The organism is Halomonas sp. H10-59 (assembly GCF_040070555.1).
In the GTDB taxonomy this organism is placed as follows: Bacteria; Pseudomonadota; Gammaproteobacteria; order Pseudomonadales; family Halomonadaceae; genus Halomonas; species Halomonas litopenaei.
The window spans coordinates 4,340,228-4,364,137 of sequence record NZ_CP098828.1; the positions used below are offsets into that span (position 1 = coordinate 4,340,228).

Annotated in this window: 18 protein-coding genes, 1 tRNA gene and 3 rRNA genes; 11 read left to right on the top strand and 11 right to left on the bottom strand. The window is 62.1% G+C overall.

What is annotated here, in order from left to right:
* Nucleotides 1–5: 5 nt before the first annotated feature.
* Entirely contained in the window at nt 6–686 is a 681-nt protein-coding gene (locus NFG57_RS18935) for an FCD domain-containing protein (RefSeq protein ID WP_222517136.1), read from the bottom strand.
* A gap of 153 nt (nt 687–839) precedes the next feature.
* On the opposite strand from NFG57_RS18935, the gene NFG57_RS18940 reads away from it, so the two are divergent.
* Nucleotides 840–1,979, top strand: coding sequence for an aminotransferase class I/II-fold pyridoxal phosphate-dependent enzyme (locus tag NFG57_RS18940; RefSeq protein WP_348814957.1), 1,140 nt, complete (start codon nt 840–842; stop codon nt 1,977–1,979).
* Nucleotides 1,980–2,000: 21 nt separating this feature from the next.
* A complete protein-coding gene (gene nhaC / locus NFG57_RS18945; RefSeq protein ID WP_108133873.1) occupies nt 2,001–3,494 on the top strand; it encodes a Na+/H+ antiporter NhaC in 1,494 nt (497 codons plus the stop codon).
* Nucleotides 3,495–3,665: 171 nt separating this feature from the next.
* On the opposite strand, the gene NFG57_RS18950 is transcribed toward nhaC, so the two are convergent.
* The 7 genes from NFG57_RS18950 to tyrS form a co-directional block, all read right to left on the bottom strand.
* On the bottom strand, nt 3,666–4,229 hold the full coding sequence (locus NFG57_RS18950; protein ID WP_348814958.1) for a type 1 glutamine amidotransferase domain-containing protein: 564 nt from the start codon (nt 4,227–4,229) through the stop codon (nt 3,666–3,668).
* 556 nt (nt 4,230–4,785) lie between these two features.
* Nucleotides 4,786–4,923, bottom strand: a complete 138-nt coding sequence (locus NFG57_RS18955; RefSeq protein ID WP_348814959.1) for a hypothetical protein — start codon at nt 4,921–4,923, stop codon at nt 4,786–4,788.
* 554 nt (nt 4,924–5,477) lie between these two features.
* Nucleotides 5,478–5,593 (bottom strand): 5S ribosomal RNA (gene rrf / locus NFG57_RS18960).
* A gap of 94 nt (nt 5,594–5,687) precedes the next feature.
* A 23S ribosomal RNA gene (locus tag NFG57_RS18965) occupies nt 5,688–8,575 on the bottom strand.
* Nucleotides 8,576–8,774: 199 nt separating this feature from the next.
* Nucleotides 8,775–8,850 (bottom strand) — tRNA-Ala (locus NFG57_RS18970).
* A gap of 113 nt (nt 8,851–8,963) precedes the next feature.
* Nucleotides 8,964–10,501, bottom strand: a 16S ribosomal RNA gene (locus NFG57_RS18975).
* The 16S, 23S and 5S rRNA genes sit together here with 1 tRNA gene alongside, the layout of an rRNA operon.
* A gap of 986 nt (nt 10,502–11,487) precedes the next feature.
* Nucleotides 11,488–12,690, bottom strand: a complete 1,203-nt coding sequence (gene tyrS / locus NFG57_RS18980; protein ID WP_045993280.1) for a tyrosine--tRNA ligase — start codon at nt 12,688–12,690, stop codon at nt 11,488–11,490.
* A 178-nt stretch (nt 12,691–12,868) separates the two neighbouring features.
* Here tyrS and NFG57_RS18985 point away from each other — a divergent pair, with 178 nt between their 5' ends.
* Entirely contained in the window at nt 12,869–14,002 is a 1,134-nt protein-coding gene (locus NFG57_RS18985; RefSeq protein WP_213229422.1) for an anhydro-N-acetylmuramic acid kinase, read from the top strand.
* A gap of 29 nt (nt 14,003–14,031) precedes the next feature.
* On the opposite strand, the gene NFG57_RS18990 is transcribed toward NFG57_RS18985, so the two are convergent.
* Nucleotides 14,032–15,138: a type IV pilus twitching motility protein PilT gene (locus NFG57_RS18990; protein ID WP_348814960.1), complete on the bottom strand. Its 1,107-nt coding sequence runs from the start codon at nt 15,136–15,138 to the stop codon at nt 14,032–14,034.
* Nucleotides 15,139–15,204: 66 nt separating this feature from the next.
* Here NFG57_RS18990 and NFG57_RS18995 point away from each other — a divergent pair, with 66 nt between their 5' ends.
* From NFG57_RS18995 to NFG57_RS19025, 7 genes are all read left to right on the top strand, one after another.
* Nucleotides 15,205–15,900 (top strand): YggS family pyridoxal phosphate-dependent enzyme, encoded by a 696-nt coding sequence (locus NFG57_RS18995; protein ID WP_124805266.1) that lies wholly within the window; start codon nt 15,205–15,207, stop codon nt 15,898–15,900.
* A gap of 78 nt (nt 15,901–15,978) precedes the next feature.
* Nucleotides 15,979–16,803, top strand: coding sequence for a pyrroline-5-carboxylate reductase (proC, locus tag NFG57_RS19000; protein ID WP_045993283.1), 825 nt, complete (start codon nt 15,979–15,981; stop codon nt 16,801–16,803).
* Between the two features lie 20 nt (nt 16,804–16,823).
* Entirely contained in the window at nt 16,824–17,417 is a 594-nt protein-coding gene (locus NFG57_RS19005; protein ID WP_045993284.1) for a YggT family protein, read from the top strand.
* 63 nt (nt 17,418–17,480) lie between these two features.
* Entirely contained in the window at nt 17,481–18,656 is a 1,176-nt protein-coding gene (locus NFG57_RS19010; protein ID WP_045993285.1) for a homoserine O-acetyltransferase, read from the top strand.
* On the top strand, nt 18,646–19,242 hold the full coding sequence (gene metW, locus NFG57_RS19015) for a methionine biosynthesis protein MetW (protein ID WP_045993286.1): 597 nt from the start codon (nt 18,646–18,648) through the stop codon (nt 19,240–19,242). The genes NFG57_RS19010 and metW overlap by 11 nt, the downstream gene beginning before the upstream one ends.
* Nucleotides 19,243–19,349: 107 nt before the next feature.
* Entirely contained in the window at nt 19,350–19,820 is a 471-nt protein-coding gene (locus NFG57_RS19020) for a DUF4426 domain-containing protein (RefSeq protein ID WP_162816430.1), read from the top strand.
* Nucleotides 19,810–21,144, top strand: coding sequence for a sigma factor (locus tag NFG57_RS19025; protein WP_162816429.1), 1,335 nt, complete (start codon nt 19,810–19,812; stop codon nt 21,142–21,144). The genes NFG57_RS19020 and NFG57_RS19025 overlap by 11 nt, the downstream gene beginning before the upstream one ends.
* 25 nt (nt 21,145–21,169) lie before the next feature.
* Here the strand turns inward: NFG57_RS19025 and sfsA are convergent, their stop codons facing one another.
* Together sfsA and NFG57_RS19035 are read right to left on the bottom strand one after the other, a co-directional pair.
* Nucleotides 21,170–21,931: a DNA/RNA nuclease SfsA gene (sfsA, locus tag NFG57_RS19030; RefSeq protein WP_348814961.1), complete on the bottom strand. Its 762-nt coding sequence runs from the start codon at nt 21,929–21,931 to the stop codon at nt 21,170–21,172.
* A complete protein-coding gene (locus NFG57_RS19035) occupies nt 21,928–23,094 on the bottom strand; it encodes an aminotransferase class I/II-fold pyridoxal phosphate-dependent enzyme (RefSeq protein ID WP_348814962.1) in 1,167 nt (388 codons plus the stop codon). The genes sfsA and NFG57_RS19035 overlap by 4 nt, the downstream gene beginning before the upstream one ends.
* A 283-nt stretch (nt 23,095–23,377) precedes the next feature.
* Between NFG57_RS19035 and dksA the strand changes: the two genes are divergently transcribed.
* Nucleotides 23,378–23,815, top strand: coding sequence for an RNA polymerase-binding protein DksA (dksA, locus tag NFG57_RS19040; protein ID WP_045993290.1), 438 nt, complete (start codon nt 23,378–23,380; stop codon nt 23,813–23,815).
* Nucleotides 23,816–23,910: the final 95 nt, after the last annotated feature.

Consider the following 23,910-nt stretch of genomic DNA (forward strand, 5'->3'; position numbering starts at 1 on the left):
CGTCTTCACGACACCATGGCCTCGACGCTCTTGCGCGTGGCACCGACCAGGTTGTCGAAGGCGGCCAGAGCGGCCTGCTCATCACGCCGCCGCATGGCCTCGAGCAGGTCTTCGTGGTGGGCAAAACTTGCGTCAAAGACTTCATGACGATCGTCCGGCGAGTCCCAGGACAGGTACAGCTCGTCGTGCATCATCTGGATCAGCCCAACCAGCACGCGATTGCCGCAGGCCTGATAGATCGCAAGGTGAAAGGCCGCGTCGGCCTCGCTGACCGCGAGGAAATCCTCCCTCGCCCGAGCACGTCGATAGTCATCCAGGTGGCCGGCCATGGCCTCGAAGGCGGCCTCTTCGGCATGCCGCACGGCCAGCAGGATGGCCTGAGCCTCCAGCGCCTGGCGAACCTCGAGCATCTCCAGCAGATGCGCCCTGGCGTCGTGGATGCCAAGACTGGCCAGCAGTTGAAAGGTCCGCTGTTCGCTGACGAAGATCCCCTTGCCGTTGACCACCTCGATGATGCCCTCGGCCTGGAGCTTCTTGAGGCCCTCCCGGAGGGTAGATCGACCTACCTCCAGGCGCTCCATCCACTCCCCCACCGAAGGTAGGCGCGCCCCCGGCGCCAACTGCTCTTTGGCGATATAGGCGCTGATCTCTCCGGCGACGGTGTCCGATAAGTAGAGTCGTTTCATGACGTTGGCATCCAGGCAGGAAAGGCGTCCAGGGGCCTGATCGACGGTAACGGCAAACCTCTTCTGGATCAATTGTGGGGCCAGCAGGGCCGTGCTAGCTTAGCTATCAGACAGGCTGATAGCTCAATCCACCCTGCTTGCGGAGACCGCACCGTGGACCCACAGGATCGCCATATCTGTAGTCACGCCTTCGAACAGCGCCAGGATCATCACGGCGCCGTGGCACCTCCCGTCTACCAGACCAGCATCTTCACCTTCCCGGACCTTGATAGCTTCAGCCGCGCACAGCTGGCCGAACGCGAACGCTTCATCTATAGCCGAGGGCTCAATCCCACCGTCAAGTTGCTGGAGGACAAGCTGGCGGCGCTGGAACGTGGCCAGGCCTGCAAGGCCTTTGCCTCCGGCATGGGCGCCATCTCCGCCACGCTATTCTCGTTGCTGAAGCACGGCGACCACGTCCTGCGCATCAACCAGACCTACGGGCCGAGCGTCGAGTTGCTCGACCATATGGCCCGCTACGGCGTCAGCCACGACGGTATCGCCGGTGACCAGCAATTGAGCGACCACCTGCGGCCCGAGACCCGCCTGATCTACATCGAGAGTCCGTCATCGCTGCGCATGGAGCTGGCAGACCTCGAGGCTATCTCCGCCATCGCCCGGAAACGCGGCATCCTCACGCTGATCGACAACACCTGGGCCACCCCGCTGTTCCAGAAGCCGCTTACCCACGGCATCGATATGGTGGTGCATTCGCTGTCGAAGTACATCGGCGGGCACAGCGACGTGGTCGGCGGCGCAGTCATCGCCGACGCCGAGCTGATCGACAGGCTCTTCGCCAACGGTCACCAGTTGCTGGGCGCCGCCCTGTCGCCCCACAGCGCCTCGCTGATCCTGCGCGGTCTACGCACCCTGCCGGTGCGCATGGCCGAGCATCAGCGCAACGCCTTGGCGGTCGCCCGTTTTCTCGCTGACCACCCGCAGGTCGCAGCGGTGCATCACCCGAGCCTCGCCAAAGGCGCCGCCGCCGACTGGGCCGCCCGCCAGCTGCACGGCCATTCTGGCCTGCTCAGCCTTGCGCTTCACCACCCCAGCTACTCGCGCATCGCGAACTTCATCGACGCCCTCGAACTGATGCGTATCGGCGTCAGCTGGGGCGGCTACGAAAGTCTCGCGCTGTCTCCCATGCGCCCCGACGGCAGCGGCCAGCCGCTGATTCGCCTGGCCATCGGGCTTGAACACATCGACGACATCATCGACGACCTCGAGCGGGGGTTCGCCGCGCTCGAACGCTGATCACCACGAGGAGGACATCCCATGCCAGCCATACAACGACAACCTGGACTTGTTCCATCCCTGATCCTGCTGACCGCCATCGCCTTCGCCATCGTCTACGGCATCGTGGTGGCGGGCCTACCCACCGAACTGGTGCTGATCACCCTGGGCGCCGCCGCCACCCTGTTCAGTCTGCTGCACGGCGGGACCTGGGAAGGCGTCATGGACATCATGGGCAACAAGGTACGCACCGCCCTGTCCGCGCTACTGGTGCTCTACAGCATCGGTATCATCATCGGCACCTGGATGATCTCGGGCACCATTCCCTACTTCATCTACCATGGCCTGGAGCTGATCGATCCCCGCTACCTGTACGTCATGGCGTTCTTCGGCACCGCCATCGTCTCCACCTTCACCGGCACCTCCTGGGGCTCCGCCGGGACCCTGGGGGTGGCCATCATGGGCATCGCCGCGGCCATGGACATCAACCTGGCGATCACCGCCGGCGCGGTGCTCTCAGGCGCCTACTTCGGCGACAAGCTGTCGCCGCTGTCGGACACCACCATCATGGCGTCCATGGTGGTAGGCGAAGACCTGTACCGACACATCCGCCACCTGATGTACACCTCACTGCCCGCCAGCGTGGTGGCCGCTGTGGTCTACCTGATACTCGGCCTCAACATGGACCTGGCAGAGGGCACCCCGGAGGCCATCGCCGCCAGCGCCGAGACCATCGGCGGGCTCTATCAGCTGAACCTCCTGTTGCTGCTGCCAGTGGCCATCGTGCTGTTCGGCTCGGTGCGCAAGAAGCCGACCCTGGTGGTACTGTTCCTGGCCTCGGCCTGCGCCGCCCTGCTGGCGATACTGCTCCAGGGTGCCAGCCCCGAGGCGGTGGCCAAGGCCGCAGTCTCGGGCTTCAACGTCAGCCTGCTGGCCGGCTTCAACCCGGGCCTGGACGTCGCCACCCTGCCCCCGGCACTGGTCAGCCTGCTGAACCGTGGCGGGCTCTACAGCATGCACGGAGCAGTGCTGTTCGCGCTGTGCGCCTTCTTCTTTGCCTCGGCGCTGGAGGCCGCCGGCATCCTCAAGGTCGTGCTCGATCGCAGCCTGGCCTACGTGCGCTCCGCCCGCGGCACTATCCTGGCCTCGCTGGCGGCCAGCAGTACCATCATCCTGGCCACCGGCAACAGCTATGTGACCTTCTTTTTGACCCGTGAGCTGTTCGCCGAGCAATATCGCAAACGAGGCCTGCACCAGCTCAATCTGTCGCGCAGCATGGAAGACGGCGGCATGATTCCCGAGCCGCTGGCCCCCTGGACCGTCTCCGCCGTCTACATGGCAGGCACCCTGGGTGTCGCCACCCTGGACTACGCCCCATGGGCGCTGTTCAACTACCTGGGTATCGTCTTCTCGATCCTGCTGGCCATGATCGGACCCTGGACCGGCTGGTTCGGCGTAAAGCGCATCGAGCCCACTGGCGAGGAACAGACCGATTCGGTCACTCCATCAATGAACGCTTCTTCCACCGTCAAATAGGCCCGTCGAACTAGCCCTTCGAACCAGCCCTTCGAACCAGCCCGTCAAACTAGCCCGTCGAACTGGCTCGGCTACATCACCAGCCAACACCACCTCGACACGCAACAGGCCCCCGGCGACCAAGTCGCCGGGGGCCTGTTGCGTTCCGCCAGGTTGCTGTATCGAACAGCGTCAGGCGTGCTGCTTCTCGTGACGCCCTTCGTGGATTTCCTCGACCAGCTTGTGGCAGAAGATATCCAGATCATCGGGCTTACGGCTGGTCACCAGGCCGTTATCCACCACTACCTGCTCGTCAACCCAGTCGGCGCCTGCATTGCGCAGATCCTGTTCGACACTCGGGTAGGAGGTCAGCCTGCGACCTTCGACCACCCCGGCGTTGATCAGGATCCAGGGGGCGTGGCAGATCGCTGCCACCGGCTTGTGGGCCTGGAAGAAAGCCTTGACGAAGCTCAAGGCCTTCTCGTCCTGGCGCAGGGCGTCGGGATTGAACAGGCCGCCAGGCAACACCAGGGCGTGATAGTCATGTTCGCTGACATCATCCAGGGCCACGTCGACGTCGTAGGTGTCACCCCAGCCGTTTTCTGCCCAGGCCTTGATGCCCTTGGCCTCCGGGGAGACCACGTGCACCACGATGCCCTGCTGCTGAAGCTTCGCCTTGGGTACCGCCAGCTCCGACTCCTCGAAACCGTGGGTGGCGAGAATCGCGACACGTTTGCCTTCCACTTGCTGCGTCATGACATCCTCCATGGATCGATAAATTAGACAATCGACTCTATCTGTCACGTGCTTGTACAAGATGGAGGTCCAGCCGCCGTGCTTCAACCCGCGTATCGCACAAGCCTAAATCAAGTTTGTCGGTCGCCACTCTCCCCTTCTGGTGGAAGATTCCGGTGATAGCGATGGCTCAGCTGCTCGATGAGCTGACATGCTGCCGGCCACATCACGCTGCCGTGGTCCTCGCCGCCAGACAGCACGAATGGCAAAGACAGGCCTGTACAAGTCGCGCCTGATAGTCGTTGATGCACCGCTCAATCCGCGGCGGCAGCTAGCCGTCGCCCCCTCACAGCTAGGGGCTGATGGCGAACAGGCTATCGAGGTAGCCCTGTCCCGGGTGCAGCGCATCCGGCACGCAAACGTCCAGGCGATGGCGCTCACCGGTGGCGCGGGTAAGACTCTTTACACAAAAGAAGGCCCAACTCCTCTCGGAATTGGGCTTCTTCTGAATAAATGCCTGACGATGACGCTTAGACAACAAGTCCGCTCGCATGGGGGTGAGTCACCCCAGCGCTCTTCACAAGGGCTGCAGCGAAGCTGCAAGGGGGACGAACGACGCGAGCCCGCCCTTGAGAAGAGCCAGGCCGGACCACACCTCGGGGGCGGCGGCGCGGCCCCACATATAAAAAGCGGGGCTGAACTTGTAGAAAGCCATGCATGCGTTCTTTACAAAAAGAAGGCCCGACTATCTCTCGATAATCGGGCCTACTTTTGAATAAATGCCTGACGATGACGCTTAGACAGCAAGGTCGCTCGCATGGGGGTGAGTCACCCCAGCGCTCTTCACAAGGGCTGCAGCGAAGCTGCAAGGGGTGACGAACGACGCGAGCCCGCCCTTTAGAAGAGCCAGGCCGGACCACACCTCGGGGGCGGCGGCGCGGCCCCACAAATAAAAAGCGGGGCTGAACTTGTAGAGAGCCCATGCATACGCTCTTTACAAAACGAAGGCCCAACTCCTCCTGGAATTGGGCCTTCTTTTGAATCGATACCTGACGATGACACTTAGACAGCAAGGTCGCTCGCATGGGGGTGAGTCACCCCAGGGTTTGCAGCGAAGCTGCAAGGGGGGACGAACGACGCGAGCTTGCGAGCGGCCGGACCGCGCCGAGGGGGTTATCGGCGCGGCCCCACATATAAAGAGAGGGGTCTGCCCCATGCATGCGAAAAAGCCCGATTATCTCTCGATAACCGGGCTTCTTCTTAATAAATGCCTGACGATGACCTACTCTCGCATGGGGAGACCCCACACTACCATCGGCGCTGAGCGGTTTCACTTCTGAGTTCGGCAAGGGATCAGGTGGTTCCCACTCGCTATGGTCGTCAGGCGGAAAAAGGCAATGTATATCATGCTGACGATACGTTTCATCGTATCCGTCAATTGATTCGAGACATCATCGACCAAAACCCTTTGGGTGTTATATGGTCAAGCCTCACGGACCATTAGTACCGGTTAGCTCAACGCCTTGCAGCGCTTCCACACCCGGCCTATCAACCAGCTGGTCTTGCTGGGTCCTTTAGGAGGCTCAAGGCCTCAGGGAGATCTCATCTTGAAGGGGGCTTCCCGCTTAGATGCTTTCAGCGGTTATCCCGTCCGTACATAGCTACCCGGCAATGCCACTGGCGTGACAACCGGAACACCAGAGGTACGTCCACTCCGGTCCTCTCGTACTAGGAGCAGCGCTTCTCAAATCTCCAACGCCCACGGCAGATAGGGACCGAACTGTCTCACGACGTTCTAAACCCAGCTCGCGTACCACTTTAAATGGCGAACAGCCATACCCTTGGGACCGACTTCAGCCCCAGGATGTGATGAGCCGACATCGAGGTGCCAAACACCGCCGTCGATGTGAACTCTTGGGCGGTATCAGCCTGTTATCCCCGGAGTACCTTTTATCCGTTGAGCGATGGCCCTTCCATACAGAACCACCGGATCACTAGAACCTACTTTCGTATCTGCTCGACGTGTCTGTCTCGCAGTTAAGCACCCTTATGCTCTTGCACTCACTGCACGATTTCCAACCGTGCTGAGGGTACCTTCGTGCTCCTCCGTTACTCTTTGGGAGGAGACCGCCCCAGTCAAACTACCCACCACACACGGTCCTCGAACCGGATTACGGTCCTGAGTTAGAACGCCAATGATGCCAGGCTGGTATTTCAAGGTTGGCTCCACCCCATCTGGCGACAGGGTTTCAAAGCCTCCCAGCTATCCTACACAAGCAACATCAGCGTCCAGTGTGAAGCTGTAGTAAAGGTTCACGGGGTCTTTCCGTCTAGCCGCGGGTACACAGCATCTTCACTGCGATTTCAATTTCACTGAGTCTCGGGTGGAGACAGCGTGGCCATCATTACGCCATTCGTGCAGGTCGGAACTTACCCGACAAGGAATTTCGCTACCTTAGGACCGTTATAGTTACGGCCGCCGTTTACCGGGGCTTCGATCAGGAGCTTCGCGTGAGCTAACACCATCACTTAACCTTCCGGCACCGGGCAGGCGTCACACCCTATACGTCCGCTTGCGCGTTTGCAGAGTGCTGTGTTTTTAATAAACAGTTGCAGCCACCTGGTATCTTCGACCGCGTCAGGCTCCGGTCGCGAGGACCTTCACCCTAATGCGGCGTGCCTTCTCCCGAAGTTACGGCACCATTTTGCCTAGTTCCTTCACCCGAGTTCTCTCAAGCGCCTTGGTATTCTCTACCTGACCACCTGTGTCGGTTTGGGGTACGGTCTCACAGTATCTGAAGCTTAGAGGCTTTTCCTGGAAGCGTGGCATCGATGACTTCCTGACCGTAGTCAGTTCGTCTCGCCTCTCGGCCTTGAGGATCCGGATTTACCTGAATCCTCAGCCTACCGGCTTTCACCAGGACAACCAACGCCTGGCTCACCTAGCCTTCTTCGTCCCCCCATCGCAATACTGTGAGGTACGGGAATATTGACCCGTTTCCCATCGACTACGCCTTTCGGCCTCGCCTTAGGGGCCGACTCACTCTGCTCCGATTAGCGTCGAACAGAAACCCTTGGTCTTCCGGCGGGGGAGTTTTTCACTCCCCTTGTCGTTACTCATGTCAGCATTCGCACTCGTGATACCTCCAGCATGCTTCTCAACACACCTTCATCGGCTTACACGACGCTCCTCTACCGCTCGTCATTCGACGAACCCGTAGCTTCGGTACCTGGTTTGAGCCCCGTTACATCTTCCGCGCAGGCCGACTCGACTAGTGAGCTATTACGCTTTCTTTAAAGGATGGCTGCTTCTAAGCCAACCTCCTAGCTGTCTAAGCCTTCCCACATCGTTTCCCACTTAACCAGGATTTCGGGACCTTAGCTGACGGTCTGGGTTGTTTCCCTTTTCACAACGGACGTTAGCACCCGCTGTGTGTCTCCCACGCTTGCACTCACCGGTATTCGGAGTTTGCCTCGGGTTGGTAAGTCGGGATGACCCCCTAGCCGAAACAGTGCTCTACCCCCGGCGGTGATACGTGAGGCGCTACCTAAATAGCTTTCGAGGAGAACCAGCTATCTCCGGGCTTGATTAGCCTTTCACTCCGATCCACAAGTCATCCAAATCTTTTTCAACAGATCCTGGTTCGGTCCTCCAGTTGATGTTACTCAACCTTCAACCTGCTCATGGATAGATCGCCCGGTTTCGGGTCTATTTCCAGCGACTGGTCGCCCAGTTAAGACTCGATTTCTCTACGCCTCCCCTATACGGTTAAGCTCGCCACTGAAAATAAGTCGCTGACCCATTATACAAAAGGTACGCGGTCACCAAACAAGTTGGCTCCCACTGCTTGTACGCATACGGTTTCAGGATCTATTTCACTCCCCTCTCCGGGGTTCTTTTCGCCTTTCCCTCACGGTACTGGTTCACTATCGGTCAGTCAGGAGTATTTAGCCTTGGAGGATGGTCCCCCCGTCTTCAGTCAAGGTTTCACGTGCCTCGACCTACTCGATTTCACAACACTCAGGTTTCGGTTACGGGGCTATCACCCACTATGGCCAGACTTCCCAGTCTGTTCACCTACCAGTTGTGTTGCTTAAGGGCTGGTCCCCGTTCGCTCGCCGCTACTAGGGGAATCTCGGTTGATTTCTTTTCCTCGGGGTACTTAGATGTTTCAGTTCCCCCGGTTCGCCTCTCATGTCTATATATTCAACATGAGATACCCAAGTTACCTTGGGTGGGTTTCCCCATTCAGAGATGTCCGGGTCGCAGGTCGTTTGCCACCTCGCCGAACCTTATCGCAGGCTTCCACGTCTTTCATCGCCTCTGACTGCCTAGGCATCCACCGTATGCGCTTCATCGCTTGACCATATAACCCCAAAGGGTCTGTCAATCGATGATGTCACGACAATTGCCGGATACGCTTGAAACGTATCTTACTTTGTCAGCATGATATACATTGTTAAAGAGCGTTAGAGCAAAAGCTCTAAGCGAGAGACTTGATATCGCCTAGTGGCGAACAAGCATCTTGCTTAGAACTTGACGACTGTTTTACTCAAGATGAGAAATGGTGGAGCCAAGCGGGATCGAACCGCTGACCTCCTGCGTGCAAGGCAGGCGCTCTCCCAGCTGAGCTATGGCCCCATACTACAAGGGTCCAGCTACTCTAGCCTCGAGCGTTGACCCTTCAGTCGCTACTCTTGCTTGATCAGGTAATTCATTGTGAGCACTTACCGACAGTCAGATGACGTGTCGTTTAAGGAGGTGATCCAGCCGCAGGTTCCCCTACGGCTACCTTGTTACGACTTCACCCCAGTCATGAACCACACCGTGGTGATCGCCCTCCGAAGTTAGGCTAACCACTTCTGGTGCAGTCCACTCCCATGGTGTGACGGGCGGTGTGTACAAGGCCCGGGAACGTATTCACCGTGACATTCTGATTCACGATTACTAGCGATTCCGACTTCACGGAGTCGAGTTGCAGACTCCGATCCGGACTGAGACCGGCTTTATGGGATTAGCTCCACCTCGCGGATTCGCAACCCATTGTACCGGCCATTGTAGCACGTGTGTAGCCCTACCCGTAAGGGCCATGATGACTTGACGTCGTCCCCACCTTCCTCCGGTTTGTCACCGGCAGTCTCCCTAGAGTTCCCGACCGAATCGCTGGCAAATAGGGACAAGGGTTGCGCTCGTTACGGGACTTAACCCAACATTTCACAACACGAGCTGACGACAGCCATGCAGCACCTGTCTGAGAGCTCCCGAAGGCACCAATCCATCTCTGGAAAGTTCTCTCGATGTCAAGGGTAGGTAAGGTTCTTCGCGTTGCATCGAATTAAACCACATGCTCCACCGCTTGTGCGGGCCCCCGTCAATTCATTTGAGTTTTAACCTTGCGGCCGTACTCCCCAGGCGGTCGACTTATCGCGTTAACTGCGCCACAAAGCTCTCAAGGAGCCCAACGGCTAGTCGACATCGTTTACGGCGTGGACTACCAGGGTATCTAATCCTGTTTGCTACCCACGCTTTCGCACCTCAGCGTCAGTGTCAGTCCAGAAGGCCGCCTTCGCCACTGGTATTCCTCCCGATCTCTACGCATTTCACCGCTACACCGGGAATTCTACCTTCCTCTCCTGCACTCTAGCCTGACAGTTCCGGATGCCGTTCCCAGGTTGAGCCCGGGGCTTTCACAACCGGCTTATCAAGCCGCCTACGCGCGCTTTACGCCCAGTAATTCCGATTAACGCTCGCACCCTCCGTATTACCGCGGCTGCTGGCACGGAGTTAGCCGGTGCTTCTTCTGTGAGTGATGTCCTCCCTCGAGGGTATTAACCTCAAGGCTTTCTTCCTCACTGAAAGTGCTTTACAACCCGAAGGCCTTCTTCACACACGCGGCATGGCTGGATCAGGCTTTCGCCCATTGTCCAATATTCCCCACTGCTGCCTCCCGTAGGAGTTCGGGCCGTGTCTCAGTCCCGATGTGGCTGATCATCCTCTCAGACCAGCTACGGATCGCAGCCTTGGTGAGCCGTTACCTCACCAACTAGCTAATCCGACATAGGCTCATCCGATAGCGCAAGGTCCGAAGATCCCCTGCTTTCCCCCGTAGGGCGTATGCGGTATTAGCCTGGGTTTCCCCAGGTTATCCCCCACTACCGGGCAGATTCCTATGCATTACTCACCCGTCCGCCGCTCGACGCCTCCTAGCAAGCTAGGATCGTTTCCGCTCGACTTGCATGTGTTAGGCCTGCCGCCAGCGTTCAATCTGAGCCATGATCAAACTCTTCAGTTTAAAGTCTGATAGTCCGTTAAGCGGACCAAACTTGGCTCAAGGTTCAAACGTCTCGTTTGACGAGTCGCTTGCCTTGATATTTCAGTGACAGTGTCACTGACTCATCGGCAAGCGCCCACATGAATTACCTGATCAATTTTTAAAGAGCTTCTCGCTTTGCAGCGCCTGTTGGCGCAGCGCCCTGCGAGGAAGGCGTATTCTACAGAATCGAAGTATTTCGTCAAGGCTTTCTTTTTTCGCCGTGCAAGCGATGCTTGCAGGACCCAAGAGAAAGCGAAGCGAGCCTGACGCGCATCCTGCGATGCCGTCTTGGCGACTCCGATCGAGTGGCGAGCATTTTACCGATTTCTCGTTGCCCGTCAAGTGGAGAATTTTTTGAAGACTTCAAAAAGTCTTTTCAAAACAATCACTTTTACCACTCTTCACCGCCTGTGACGTTTGCTCGTCGTCGGCAGCGGATGCGTACTTTACGGATCGGGGCCGGCCTTGGCAAGCACTTCGTGTAAAAAAATTTCACGCCGGCTTCATCACATCGTCATGAGCCAGAAGCCTCCAACACCCACCCCATACTTCACGTCTCTACTGCGCTATTCCACACCATTGCTCAATAGCTGATTGGTGCAGCGAGCCGGCCTGTCCTTTCACTTCCCGCTGAGCCCCCGGGAGCCGCACCTGTCGTTACCAAGCCACCCTTGCTGCGTCTCTTCCTTGCTGCGTCTCTTCCTTGCTGCGTCTCTTCCTTGCTGCGCCGTGCTTGATGCACCTTGCCTGCTGCACCTTGCTTGATGCACCTTCCTTGCTGCGCCAGCTTTCCTTGCTGCGCCAGCCTTGGCCCTGGCCTTCGCCTGCCCCACGACTCGCGCCTTCATGTTACCCACAGCCATCTTCTCGCACCCGCCTGTGGACAGGTCGCAGGCAGGCGGGTGCCAAAACGAAGGACGCCCGCCAGTGGCGAGCGTCCCGGAAGCGATGGTCACACCGGCGGATCAGCCGCGCAGTGTCACTCTGGCGTAACGCTTCTTGCCTGCCTGGATGACATAGCTCTGGCCGAGCGCCAGCATCAGATCCTTGGCCACCACTTCGCCATCGACGCGCACACGTCCATTACCCAGCATGTCCTTGGCCTGGGCGCTGTTGTTGGCAAGTCCCGAGCGATTGAGCACTGCCGCAATCGGCGCCTGATCGCTGCCTTCAAAGACCACCTCGACCTCGGGCAGGTCTTCGGGCAGCTCACCTTCCGCCAACTGGTTACCGGCGCTTCGGTGTGCGTTCGCCGCCGCTTCATCACCGTGATAGCGGGCAATCAGCTCGCGCGCCAGCTCCATCTTGATGTCACGAGGGTTGTCACCGCGCTCGATCCGCGCGCGCAGATCCTCGATGGCGGCATTGTCCTTGAGCGACAAGAGTTCGAAATAGCGCCACATCAGGCTGTCGGGCATCGATACCAGCTTGTTGAACATCGCCCCCGGCGCTTCGTCGACGCCGACATAGTTGCCCAGCGACTTGGACATCTTCTGCACGCCGTCGAGGCCTTCCAGCAGCGGCATGGTAATGACGACCTGGGGCTCGAGACCGAAGTGCTTCTGCACCTCGCGGCCCATCAGAAGGTTGAACTTCTGGTCGGTTCCACCCAGCTCGATGTCAGCCTTCAAGGCGACGGAGTCATAGCCCTGCACCAGCGGGTAGAGGAACTCGTGTACCGAGATGGCCTGGCCACCCTTGTAGCGCTTTTCGAAGTCATCGCGCTCGAGCATCCGCGCCACGGTGGTCTGACCGGCGAGTTCGATCATGTCAGCGGCGCTCATTTCGGAGAACCACTCGGCGTTGAAGCGAACCTCGGTCTTGTCGGGATCGAGGATCTTGAACACCTGCTCCTTGTAGGTCTGGGCGTTGGCCTTGACCTCGGCCTCGGTCAGCGGCTTGCGGGTGACGTTCTTGCCGGTGGGGTCACCGATGCGTCCGGTGAAATCGCCGATCAGAAAGATGACCTCGTGGCCGAGATCCTGAAACTGGCGCATCTTGGTCAACAGTACGCTGTGGCCCAGGTGCAGGTCCGGCGCGGTCGGATCGAAGCCCGCCTTGATTCTCAGCTTGCGCCCGGAAGCGAGCTTTTTCTTCAGCTCATCCTCCAGCAGAATCTCGTGCGTGCCGCGCTGAATCAGCGCAAGGGCCTCGTCCACATCGCTCATGGTATTCACTCCACTTATCAATTCGGCTTTCCAGCTCGGCTTGGCTTGGTCAATCGGCCCTTGCGCGGACATCGACGCCCCCCTCAGCAGGGGCACGTCGTCACGGCGCCGGCGCCAGGTATAGACAGTGGCGGGGATGTTACCATGAACCTTTCCACCGGTTGAGATGACAAGGCCCATGCAACGCTTCATTGGACTGATGTCGGGCACCAGCATGGACGGGATCGACGCCGCCCTGGTGCGCTTTGACGCCACAGGCACGGCAGCTCTGGAGGCCAGCGTCGGCATTCCCATGCCGCAGGCTCTGCGTGAGCGGCTGTGGCAACTGGCCCACGCCGATCAGGTCAGCTTTGCTGACCTGGCCTGGGCCGAGGAGGCTTTCTGCCAGTGCCAGGCCGAGGCAGTCCAGCGATTGCTCGAGCAACAGGGACTTGAACCCGAGGACATCGCTGCCATCGGCAGCCATGGGCAGACCATCGAGCATGCCCCCTACGGCCACCAGCCAGGCTCGCCCCCCTATACATTGCAACTGGATAACCCCAGCCGGCTGGCCGAGCTGACTCGCTGTGCCGTGGTCGCCGACTTCCGCCGCCGCGACCTGGCCGCCGGTGGTCAGGCCGCACCACTGGCACCGATCTTCCACCAGCAGGTATTTCGCCACCCCGAACGCTGGCGGCTGGTGCTGAACCTTGGCGGCATCGCCAACCTGACGCTGCTGCCGCCGACCTCGGACCCGCGTGCCCCGCTGGGCTTCGACACCGGGCCTGCCAATGCCCTGCTCGACGCCTGGCACCAACGCCATCGCGGCACCCCCTTCGACGCCAACGGCGATTGGGCTGCCGGCGGCCAGGTGGATACCGCACTGCTAGAACGTTGGCTGGCAGAGCCCTACTTTCACCGCCCACCGCCTCGCAGCACCGGGCGTGAGCTGTTCTCTCTCGACTGGGCAGAGGCGAAGTTGAACGGTTCAGAGTCACCACAGGACGTCCAGGCCACCCTGGCGGAACTGACCGCCACCAGCGTCGCCCTGGGCATCGAGATGGCGCGGGAGCACTTTACCGCCCCTGCCTCCCTCGACCTGGTGCCCTGCGGCGGCGGTTCACGCAACCTGGACCTGCTGGCACGCCTTGCGCGCCAGCTGCCGGAGGCCACTCTACTGGACAGCGAATCCCTGGGCTGGCCGGCCGACTGGCTGGAAGCCGCCGCCTTTGCCTGGCTGGCCCATGCCCGACTGAATCTGCGACCCGGCAACCTGCCGTCGGTCACCGGAGCCAGCGCAGAGCGCGTGCTCGGCGGGCTCTACGCCCGCTAAAGGGTAACGACTGGCTCTGAACCACCGCCTCACCCCCAGCCTTCGCCCTGGGGGCTCACCCAGCCCTCGTTCTGCCCGCCGCTCCAGCCGGCGCTCGGCCCGCTATCGACCAGAGATTCACGGGTCAGGCGCCGGGCATCCTCCGGCGCCACCTCGCCACAGGCCACCAGTCTCGCCAGGTCGGCGTCCAGGGTCTGCATGCCGGCCTGGCCGCCGGTCTGCATCGACGAGTAGATCTGGGCCAGCTTGTCCTCGCGGATCAGATGACGGATCGCCTGATTGATCAAGAGGATCTCGCGTGCCGCCACTCGCCCGCCCCGGCTGCTGGGCAGCAGCGCCTGGGAGACGACCGCCTGCAACGACTCCGACAGCATGGTCCGCACCGCATTCTTTTCATCACCCGGGAAGGCATCGATGATCCGATCGATGGTCTTGACCGCGGAGGCGGTATGCAGGGTGGCAAATACCAGATGCCCGGTCTCGGCCGCGGTCATGGCCAGGCGCGCCGTTTCCAGGTCGCGAATCTCTCCGACCAGAATGACGTCGGGATCCTCGCGCAGGGCGCTGCGCAGGGCGACGGCAAAGCCCTCGGTGTGGCGGTGTACCTCACGCTGGGACACCAGCGCCTGCTGGCTGTGGTGGATGAACTCGATGGGATCCTCGATGGTGAGGATATGGTCGCGACGGTGGCGGTTGATATGGTCGATCATCGCCGCAAGCGTAGTGCTCTTGCCGGACCCGGTGGGCCCGGTCACCAGTACCAGCCCCCGCGGCAGGGCGACAAGACGTTCGAAGATCTCGCCCATCCCCAGCTCCGAAAGCGTCGGGATGCGATCGGGGATGGTACGCAGAACCGCCGCCGCCCCACGCTGCTGGACGAAAGCATTGACGCGATAACGCGACAGACCCGGTATCTGGTGGGAAAAATCGGCCTCGTGGGTGCGCGAATACTGCTCGCGCAGCTCCTCATCCATCAACGACTCGAGCAACAATCTGACCTGACCATCGCCCATCGGCGGGCCAGGCAGACGCTCCAGTTCACCATTGACGCGCATCACCGGTGGCAGTCCCGCCGACAGGTGCAGATCCGAGGCGCCCTGCTTTGCCGAGAGTGCCAGCAGTTCGGTAATATCCATGGGCTTACCAGGCTTGAACCCCCGACTCGGGGGCAGGGAGCCCCACGATAGGACAGACCCAGGCCGATGACCACGACGATTGCCGAATCCTTGACCCAAGCCCGGACACGCCTGAATCAGGCACTTGCAAAGGCGGGAAGAGCGCCCGACGCGGCCCTGCTGCTGGCGGTCAGCAAGACCAAGCCAGCCGACATGATCCGGGATGCCTATGCCCTGGGCCAGCGCGACTTCGGCGAGAACTATCTACAGGAAGCGCTGGATAAACAGGCCCAACTGGGCGACTGCCCTGGCATACACTGGCACTTCATCGGACCGCTGCAATCCAACAAGACACGTGACGTGGCCAGCCATTTCGACTGGGTCCATGGTGTCGATCGTGCCAAGATCGCTCAGCGCCTGAGCGATCAGCGCCCGGATGGCCTTCCCGCACTGAATATCTGTCTGCAGGTCAACGTCAGCGGCGAAGCAACCAAATCAGGCGTCAGCCTGGAGGAGCTGCCTGAGCTGGCGAGCCTGGCGGCGGCGCTGCCTCGCGTACGTCTGCGCGGATTGATGGCCATCCCGGCCCCCAGCGAAGACCCAGAAGCGCAGCGCGAGCCCTTCCGGCTACTGGCCGAGGCCTTGTCATCGCTGCGTCGAGAGCTGCCGGACGCACCGCTGGACACCTTGTCCATGGGCATGAGTGCCGACCTGGAGGCCGCCGTCGCCGAGGGCGCCACCATCGTGCGCCTGGGCACCGCGATCTTTGGCTCGCGCCAGTGAGCCCGTCGCCACGACAGGCCTGGTGACGCTACCCTGTTTGTCCGAATATCCAATGCCCTACCCTTCAAGGAGCCCCGCATGGCCAGCAACGTGACCTTTATCGGCGCCGGCAACATGGCCAGCGCCATCTTCGGCGGCATGGTGCACAGCGGCTACCCTGCCGATGCCATCACCGCCACCGCCACCCGTGACGCCACCCTGGCGCCGCTCGCCGAGCGCCTGGGCATCCATACCACCACCGACAATCTGGCGGCAATCGAGCACGCCGACGTGGTCGTACTGTCGGTCAAGCCACAGATCATGCGCCAGGTGTGCGAGACTCTACGGGAGTCGGTGCAAAAGCGTCGGCCGCTGATCGTGTCGGTGGCGGCTGGCCTCAGCGCCGAGACCTTGGAACAATGGCTGGGTGGCGGCCTGGCGGTGGTCCGCTGCATGCCCAACACTCCGTCGCTGGTCGGTGCCGGTGCCTCCGGGCTGTATGCCAACCCGCGCGTCAGCGACGAGCAGCGCGCCCTGGTCGGCGAGCTGATGACGTCCGTCGGCATCATCGAATGGGTCGAAGACGAAGCCCTGCTGGAAGCGGTCACCGCCGTCTCGGGTAGTGCACCGGCCTACTTCTTCCTGATGTTCGAGGCCATGGAAGAGGCCGCCGTCAAACTCGGGCTAAGCGCCGAAAGCGCTCGCCGACTGGCGATGCAGACCGCCTACGGGGCCGCCTCGATGGCGATGCAGAGCGACCGTGATCCCGGTGAACTGAAACGCAATGTGATGTCCCCGGGGGGTACCACCGAGAGGGCCATCGAATATCTGGAGCAGGCAGGACTGCGGCAGGCGCTCGACGGCGCCATGCAAGCCTGTGCCAAGCGTGCCCAGGAAATGTCTGCCGAACTCGGCAAGGGTTAATCAAAGACGGAGGAGCCCACATGGGCAGTCAACTGGGAAACGCTGGCCTGCTGCTGGTCAACACCCTGATCAACATCTTCTTGTTCCTGCTGATGCTGCGCTTTCTGCTGCAGGCCTCGAAGGCGGACTACTACAACCCCTTGAGCCAGTCGGTGGTCAAGATCACCCAGCCGGTGGTGCGTCCCTTCCAGAGCGTGCTTGGCCCGGTGATGGGCCGCTTTGACCTGGCCACCCTGGCCGCGGGCTTTCTGGTCAAGGTGATCAGCATCATCATCCTGCTGCAGCTGGCCGGTGTCGGCATGCCGAGGCTCGATGGCCTGGCCATCGCCGGCGTCGCGGCCCTGGCCAGCGCGATCCTGAAGATCTACTTCTTTGCGCTGATCGTGATGATCATCCTCAGCTGGGTCGCCCCCAACGCCAGCCATCCCGGCGCGCTGCTGGTGATGCAACTGGTGGAGCCGATCATGGCGCCGGTACGCCGGGTGATTCCGCCGCTGGGAATGCTCGACCTGTCACCCATCGTGGTGTTCATCGGCATCAACCTGATCGATGGCATCGTGGTGGGTTCGCTGGTCCGGGCCGCCGGTATCTCCGGGATGCTGGTCGGGCTCTAGGCTCGACCAACGCTCGCGTACACGGCCACGACAACACCAACTTTCACTGGACACACACGACTGATGCCCGAGACGACTCGCGATTCGGTCGGACTGGTGACGCCGCAGGTGGCGCACTTCGACGACCCTCTGCCCCTGGTCTGCGGCAAGACGCTGCCGGCCTACGACCTGGTCTACGAGACCTACGGCACCCTCAATCAGGACCGCAGCAATGCGGTCCTCATCTGCCATGCCCTGTCCGGCCACCACCACGCCGCGGGCTATCACGACGAGGCCGATCGCAAGCCAGGCTGGTGGGACGCCCACATCGGTCCCGGCAAGTCCATCGACACCGATCGTTTCTTCGTCATCTCGCTGAATAACCTCGGCGGCTGCCACGGCTCCACCGGGCCTTCCAGCATCAACCCGGACACCGGCCGCCGCTGGGGGCCGGACTTCCCCATGGTCACCGTCTGCGACTGGGTCGACAGCCAGGTTCGCCTGGCCGATCGGCTGGGCATCAGCCGCTTCGCCGCCGTCGTCGGCGGCAGCCTGGGCGGCATGCAGGTGCTGCAGTGGTCACTGGCCTATCCGGAACGCATCGCCAACGCGGTGGTCATCGCCGCCACGCCCAAGCTGTCGGCGCAGAACATCGCCTTCAACGAGGTCGCGCGTCAGGCCATTCGCTCGGACACCGACTTCCACGACGGCCACTACGCCGATCACGAGACCCTGCCCCGTCGCGGACTGAAGCTGGCGCGCATGGTCGGCCACATTACCTATCTGTCCGAAGACGCCATGGGCTCGAAGTTCGGCCGCGATCTGCGCAGCGAAGACCTCAACTTCGGCTTCGACGTGGAGTTCCAGGTGGAGTCCTACCTGCGCTACCAGGGCGACGCCTTTTCCACCTCCTTCGACGCCAACACCTATCTGCTGATGACCAAGGCGCTGGACTACTTCGACCCGGCCTCGTCCCACCAGGGCGACCTGGCCAAGGCCCTGGCCCCGGCTGAGTGTCCGTTCCTGGTGGTCAGCTTCAGCACCGACTGGCGCTTCCCGCCGTCACGCTCCAAGGAGCTGGTCAACGCCTTGATTCGTGCCGGCAAGTCGGTCAGCTACGCCAATATCGACTCGCCCCACGGCCATGACGCCTTCCTGATGCCGGAGCCGCGCTATCAAGCGATCTTCGCCGGCTTCATGAGACGCGTCGCCGATGACCTCAAGCTGCCGTCACGCCAGGAGGCCGACCATGCGCTCTGACCTCACCCTGATTCACGGCTGGATTCCCGAGGGTGCTCATGTGCTCGACCTGGCCTGCGGTGACGGCACCCTGCTGCACGCTCTGGCGCGCGACAAGGGCGTCACCGGTTACGGTCTGGAAATCGATCCTGACGGCATTACCGCCTGCATCGAGAAGGGCGTCAGCGTCATCGAGCAGAACCTCGACGAAGGACTCGCCAACTTCGAGGATGATGCCTGCGATCTGGTGATCATGACCCAGGCGTTGCAGGCGCTGCGCCGCCCCGACCGCATGCTCGACGAAATGCTGCGGGTGGCCCGGGAATGCATCATCACCTTCCCCAACTTCGCCTACTGGCGCCACCGGGTCCATCTTGGGCTACGCGGCTACATGCCGGTGTCCAAGTCGCTGCCCCACGCCTGGTACGACACCCCCAACATCCACCTGTCGACGTTCAATGACTTCGAGGCGCTGTGTCGTGACAAGGGGGTGACCATCGTCGACCGCGCGGTGGGCATCAAGGACCACGAAGGTAGACGGCTGTCACGGCTGTGGCCCAACCTGTTTGGCGAGATCGCGATCTTTCGCGTGAGCCGCGACGGCTGACACCTGGCGCGGGCGCGCCACAGGCCTCGGCGCGACAGGATGGGCCGAGGGTCAAGGCCGTAATGGGTCGGACGTCAGCAGGCAGGCCTGCTGCCAAGGAGGATGAGATGAACGTCAATCGAGCCAGCCACCGACGATACGCGCTCGCCTTGTCTCTGCTGGTGCTGCTGGCGCTGCAGGCATTGCCGACGGCGCCAGCCCAGGCCCAGCAGTTCGAGCGCTTCGGCGATATCGAAGCGCACTACAGCGCCATCACCACCGACTTTCTCCCCGAGGAGATGGCCCGCCGTCTGGATATCCAGCGCAGCCCGCACCAGGGCCTGGTCAGCCTCAGCGTTCGCGACGCCGATGGCCAGGCCCTCAACGTCGCCACCGAAGGCAGCGTCTCGGTGGTGGGCAAGCCCGGCGAGACACCTCTGGCCTTTCGCACTCTGCGGGAAGGCGATGGCATCTCGCGCTACGCCACCTTCGCCATCGACACCAGTGCGCCGATGCGCTTTCGGCTCTCGCTGCAGCTTGACCGCAACGCTTCCCCCGAGGCAGTCAGCTTCTTGAAACGGTTCTATCGTGACCAGTGATACCCTTTTCTCTTCCGCGCTACCCGTCACCTCGGCGGTCGGCGACGCCCTGAAAGAGTGCGCTCAGGGCGCCACCGGCGGCCTCGAGACCCTTGCCAGGCTGACGGTGCCTCACCTGACCGCCATCGCCCGCCACTTTCTCGACGCGCCAAGGGATGTCGAGGACGTGATCCACGACACCCTGGTGCTGGCATGGCACAACGTCTGGCGCTTCGACCCCGCCGCCGAGTCCCCCCATGCGTGGCTGATGCAGGTGTTCGCCTCGCGCCTGGCGAGCCAGCGCCTGGCGTTGGCCACGCCGGCCGATGCCACGCCCTGGCGGCTCGATGTCGACCGCGTCGTTCTGCCGCCTCCGCTGACGGATGCCCAGCGCCCGACGCTGGACGCCTTGATGGCGCTGTACCAGCAGTTGCCTCCGGCGTCGGTGGATGATGCCCTGAAGGCACGACTGTGCTGTGCCATCAGCCTGCTGGATGCCAGCCGCGACATGCCGCTGACGCCCGGCGGCGAACCCGCCGACCCCAGCCTGTACGATCCCAGTCTGGGCCCGCGCATGAGCCTGTCACGACTGGCCCAGCGGGCCAAGGGACTGATCAATCGCTCGCTGACACTGCCGCTGGAGCACCTGGCCCTGCGCCTGTGGCTGTCCGAGGCCCCGGGCAGCCGGCCCCTCGAGGCCCGCGGCCTGCCCCGACGCGGCATCGAATCACGCTACGGCGAGGCCCTGGACGTCAGCGTCGACCCGCGTCGGCTGCTCAAGCAGATCCACTATCCACGCTCCTTCCCGGATCGGCGCGAGCGTCACCGGATCAGCGATCGCCTGTTATGGGACGGCGACTGGGATCTGTCGACGACCCACGCCCTGTCGAGCCGTCGCATGCACTTCATCGCCGACATCTGGGCACACCGTCGCGACCCAAGCCAGAGCCGCAGCTACCACCAGCTGGCCGAACGCCTGGCCAGAGGCAAGCCGGTGGCCTCGCACTCCGACGGCATGGTGCTGGATCGTCCCGAACGCGTCCTCGCCTATCTGCGCCGTTACCTCTTGTACATGGAGGCCATGGCCTGTTTCGGATTCGACAATGGCCTCGGAAAGGACCGTCTGGGCGCGGCGGTGGATCGGCACGGCGAGCTGGTCAAGATCAACAAGGGGCTGCACCGCATGGCCATGGCCCAGGTGATCGGCATACCACGGGTCGAGGTGCGCGTCCGCGGCATCCATCGTCAGTGGTGGGAACAGGTCAGCGAGGGAGCCAAGGGCGACACCGCCATGCAGCGCGTCCTCGCGGCCCTGCCCGACTGCCGCCCGTCTGCAGCAGACTGAACCCGCCCCTCACAGAAGCGCCGATTCAGGCCTCGACGAACTGCGCCATCGGCCGCACCGGCAAGGATGCATCCAGGGTCAGCGCCAGTGGCCTGCCCTGGTCGTCTCGCCGGGCGCGGATGCGGTAGGCCAGCACCTCGACGCCCTCGGCCATCACCCGTCTCAGGGTATCGCCGTACCCCGGATCCAGGTGCATCGCCGGGGCGACATCGTCGATGCCCTCGTGGGCGACCAGGAACAGCAACACCGCTCGCTTCCCCTCGGCCACCAGCTGCGCCAGGCTTTCCAGGTGCTTGCGCCCACGTTCACTGACCGCGTCGGGAAAGTAACCGTGGCCATCGCTTTCCTTGAGGGTGACCTGCTTGACCTCGACGAAGCAGCTCGGGCGCTCGTCATCATCCAGGCGAAAGTCCAGCCGGGCGTTGGCCACCTTGGCCTCGCGCTTGATCGCCGAATAACCCCTGAGTTCGGCCACCGTCCCCGAGCGCAGGGCCTCCTCGACGATCCGGTTGGCTCGCCCGGTATGCACCGAGGCCAACGCCGACGCAGCACCGGCCTGGGCGTCGCCAGACGGCAGTTCGATCAGTTCCCAGGTCCAGGCCAGCTTGCGCGCCGGATTGTCGCTGGGGGACAGCCAGACCCGGGCGCCGGGAACATTGACCGCGCGCATCGAGCCGGTGTTGGGGCAGTGGGCGACCACTTCGCGCCCGTCGTTGAGGCGCACATCGGCCAGAAATCGCTTGTAGCGGCGCAGCAATACGCCGCCGACCAGGGTGGGGTAGTTCATGAGCCCTGCCGTGCCAGAAAACGTTCCAGACGCGCCAGGGCGTCCTGCAGACGCGGCACCTCGGTGGTGAAGGCGATGCGCACGTGGTGCTCGCCGCCCTGCAGGGCAAAGTCGGTCCCCGGGGTAATCGCCACGTTCTCCTCTTCGAGCAGGCGCAGGCAGAACGCCTGGCTGTCGTTGCTGTAGGCGGAGATGTCGAGCCAAAGATAGAAGGCTCCCTGGGGCGGCAGCGACGGTGCCAGGCCGAGCCGCGACAGCCCTTCCAGCAAGGCGTCCCGGCGTGTCTGGAGCTCTCGCCGGCGCTCCTCGAACAACGCCTGACACTCCGGGCTGAAAGCGGCCAGCGCCGCGTGCTGGGCCGGCGTGGAGGCGGCCAGGAAGACGTTCTGAGCCAGCCGTGTCAGCGGCTCCACGGCGTCCTCGGGCGCCACCAGCCAGCCCAGGCGCCAGCCGGTCATGCCGAAGTACTTCGAGAAGCTGTTGACGATAAAGGCCCGGTCACTGAGTGACGCCACCGACAGCGGCGCCATGCCGTAGTTGAGCCCCTGGTAGATCTCGTCCACCAAGAGTTCACCGCCACGCTCGGCCACCACGTCCACCACCGCGCCGAGCGCCGAGCGCTCGAGCACATGGCCGGTGGGGTTGGACGGCGAGGCCAGCATCGCCAGGCGCGTATCGTCGCGCCAATGCCGCTCGATCAGCTCGGCGTTCAGCTGCCAGCCGCTGTCGGCTCCCACCGGCACCGCGTCCACCCGGGCACCGGCCAGCGCCATGAAGTGGCGGTTGCAGGGGTAGTTCGGGTCGGCCATCAGCACGCCGTCTCCGGGCCCCGCCAGCAATTGACTCGCCAGCAGCAGCGCCCCGGACGCGCCGGGGGTGACGATAATCCGCTCCGGCGCCACCTCGGCATCGAAGTGCTCACGATAGTGGCCGGCAATCGCCTCGCGAAGCGCAGGAATACCGGTGGCAGGGGTATAGCGGGTGCGTCCCTCGTCCAGGGCACGGTGGCCGGCCTCGCGCACCGCAGGTGGGGTCGAGAAGTCCGGCTCGCCGACCTCCAGATGGATCACGTCCTCGCCGGCCGCCTCGCGCTGCTGAGCAAGTTCCAGCAGATGCATCACACGGAAAGGGGCGACCCCTTCGACCCTGGCGTTAAAGCTCATGGCTTCCTCTCTTGATCGCGGCCCGCAGCGAACCCGAGCCCTGCTTGATGGTCCAATGGAGGTATTGAAACATGGAACCTCGTCGCCGTCCGTCACCGTCCAGGACGCCAATCATTGATCCGGACGATGCGGGCTACGACTTTCGGGGAGAAAACTGGTAGTTATCGCGCAAAAGTATTGCACTACGGCCAAATATCCGCTAAACAACCTTCCCTTTGGCGTGAGATACCTTAGCCTAGCGTGGGGTATTGATCAGCAGTCACTAAAGTAATGAGGCAATCCCATGCCAGTTGCACAGAAAAAACCGGAAGCGCCCAAGAAGTTCATCCCGTACGAGCCGGCGGCGGGTGAAGAATACATGAACGAGAAGCAGCTCGAGCACTTCCGCCAGATCCTGCTTGGCTGGAAGCAGGAGCTGATGGAAGAAGTCGACCGTACTGTTCGCCATCTGCAGGAAGAGGCCAACAACTACGCCGACCCGGCTGACCGTGCCACCCAGGAAGAGGGCTTCAGCCTGGAGCTGCGGACCCGCGATCGCGAGCGCAAGCTGCTCAAGAAGATCAACGAGACCCTCGAGATGATCGATGAGGACGACTACGGCTTCTGCGATGCCTGCGGCGTGGAGATCGGCATCCGTCGCCTGGAAGCGCGTCCCACCGCCACCCTCTGTGTCGACTGCAAGACCCTGGCCGAACTGAAGGAAAAGCAGCTCGGCGGCTGATCCCCCCCTCGCCGGACCTTCGACAACGGGCACCTCAGGGTGCCCGTTTGCGTGATCACCTGCCCCCCGGCTGCCTGTTCACGAGGGTTGCCTGT

Bases quoted from the DNA above. Each gene is read 5' to 3' on its own strand.
- NFG57_RS18955 (WP_348814959.1), bottom strand. From the start codon at position 4,923: ATGGCTTTCTACAAGTTCAGCCCCGCTTTTTATATGTGGGGCCGCGCC.
- NFG57_RS19005 (WP_045993284.1), top strand. From the start codon at position 16,824: ATGGGCAGTCAACTGGGAAACGCTGGCCTGCTGCTGGTCAACACCCTG.
- NFG57_RS18990 (WP_348814960.1), bottom strand. From the start codon at position 15,138: ATGGATATTACCGAACTGCTGGCACTCTCGGCAAAGCAGGGCGCCTCG.
- NFG57_RS19010 (WP_045993285.1), top strand. From the start codon at position 17,481: ATGCCCGAGACGACTCGCGATTCGGTCGGACTGGTGACGCCGCAGGTG.
- nhaC (WP_108133873.1), top strand. From the start codon at position 2,001: ATGCCAGCCATACAACGACAACCTGGACTTGTTCCATCCCTGATCCTG.
- NFG57_RS18985 (WP_213229422.1), top strand. From the start codon at position 12,869: ATGCAACGCTTCATTGGACTGATGTCGGGCACCAGCATGGACGGGATC.
- metW (WP_045993286.1), top strand. From the start codon at position 18,646: ATGCGCTCTGACCTCACCCTGATTCACGGCTGGATTCCCGAGGGTGCT.
- sfsA (WP_348814961.1), bottom strand. From the start codon at position 21,931: ATGAACTACCCCACCCTGGTCGGCGGCGTATTGCTGCGCCGCTACAAG.
- NFG57_RS18995 (WP_124805266.1), top strand. From the start codon at position 15,205: ATGACCACGACGATTGCCGAATCCTTGACCCAAGCCCGGACACGCCTG.
- NFG57_RS18935 (WP_222517136.1), bottom strand. From the start codon at position 686: ATGAAACGACTCTACTTATCGGACACCGTCGCCGGAGAGATCAGCGCC.
- NFG57_RS19020 (WP_162816430.1), top strand. From the start codon at position 19,350: ATGAACGTCAATCGAGCCAGCCACCGACGATACGCGCTCGCCTTGTCT.
- proC (WP_045993283.1), top strand. From the start codon at position 15,979: ATGGCCAGCAACGTGACCTTTATCGGCGCCGGCAACATGGCCAGCGCC.
- NFG57_RS18950 (WP_348814958.1), bottom strand. From the start codon at position 4,229: ATGACGCAGCAAGTGGAAGGCAAACGTGTCGCGATTCTCGCCACCCAC.
- NFG57_RS19035 (WP_348814962.1), bottom strand. From the start codon at position 23,094: ATGAGCTTTAACGCCAGGGTCGAAGGGGTCGCCCCTTTCCGTGTGATG.
- dksA (WP_045993290.1), top strand. From the start codon at position 23,378: ATGCCAGTTGCACAGAAAAAACCGGAAGCGCCCAAGAAGTTCATCCCG.
- tyrS (WP_045993280.1), bottom strand. From the start codon at position 12,690: ATGAGCGATGTGGACGAGGCCCTTGCGCTGATTCAGCGCGGCACGCAC.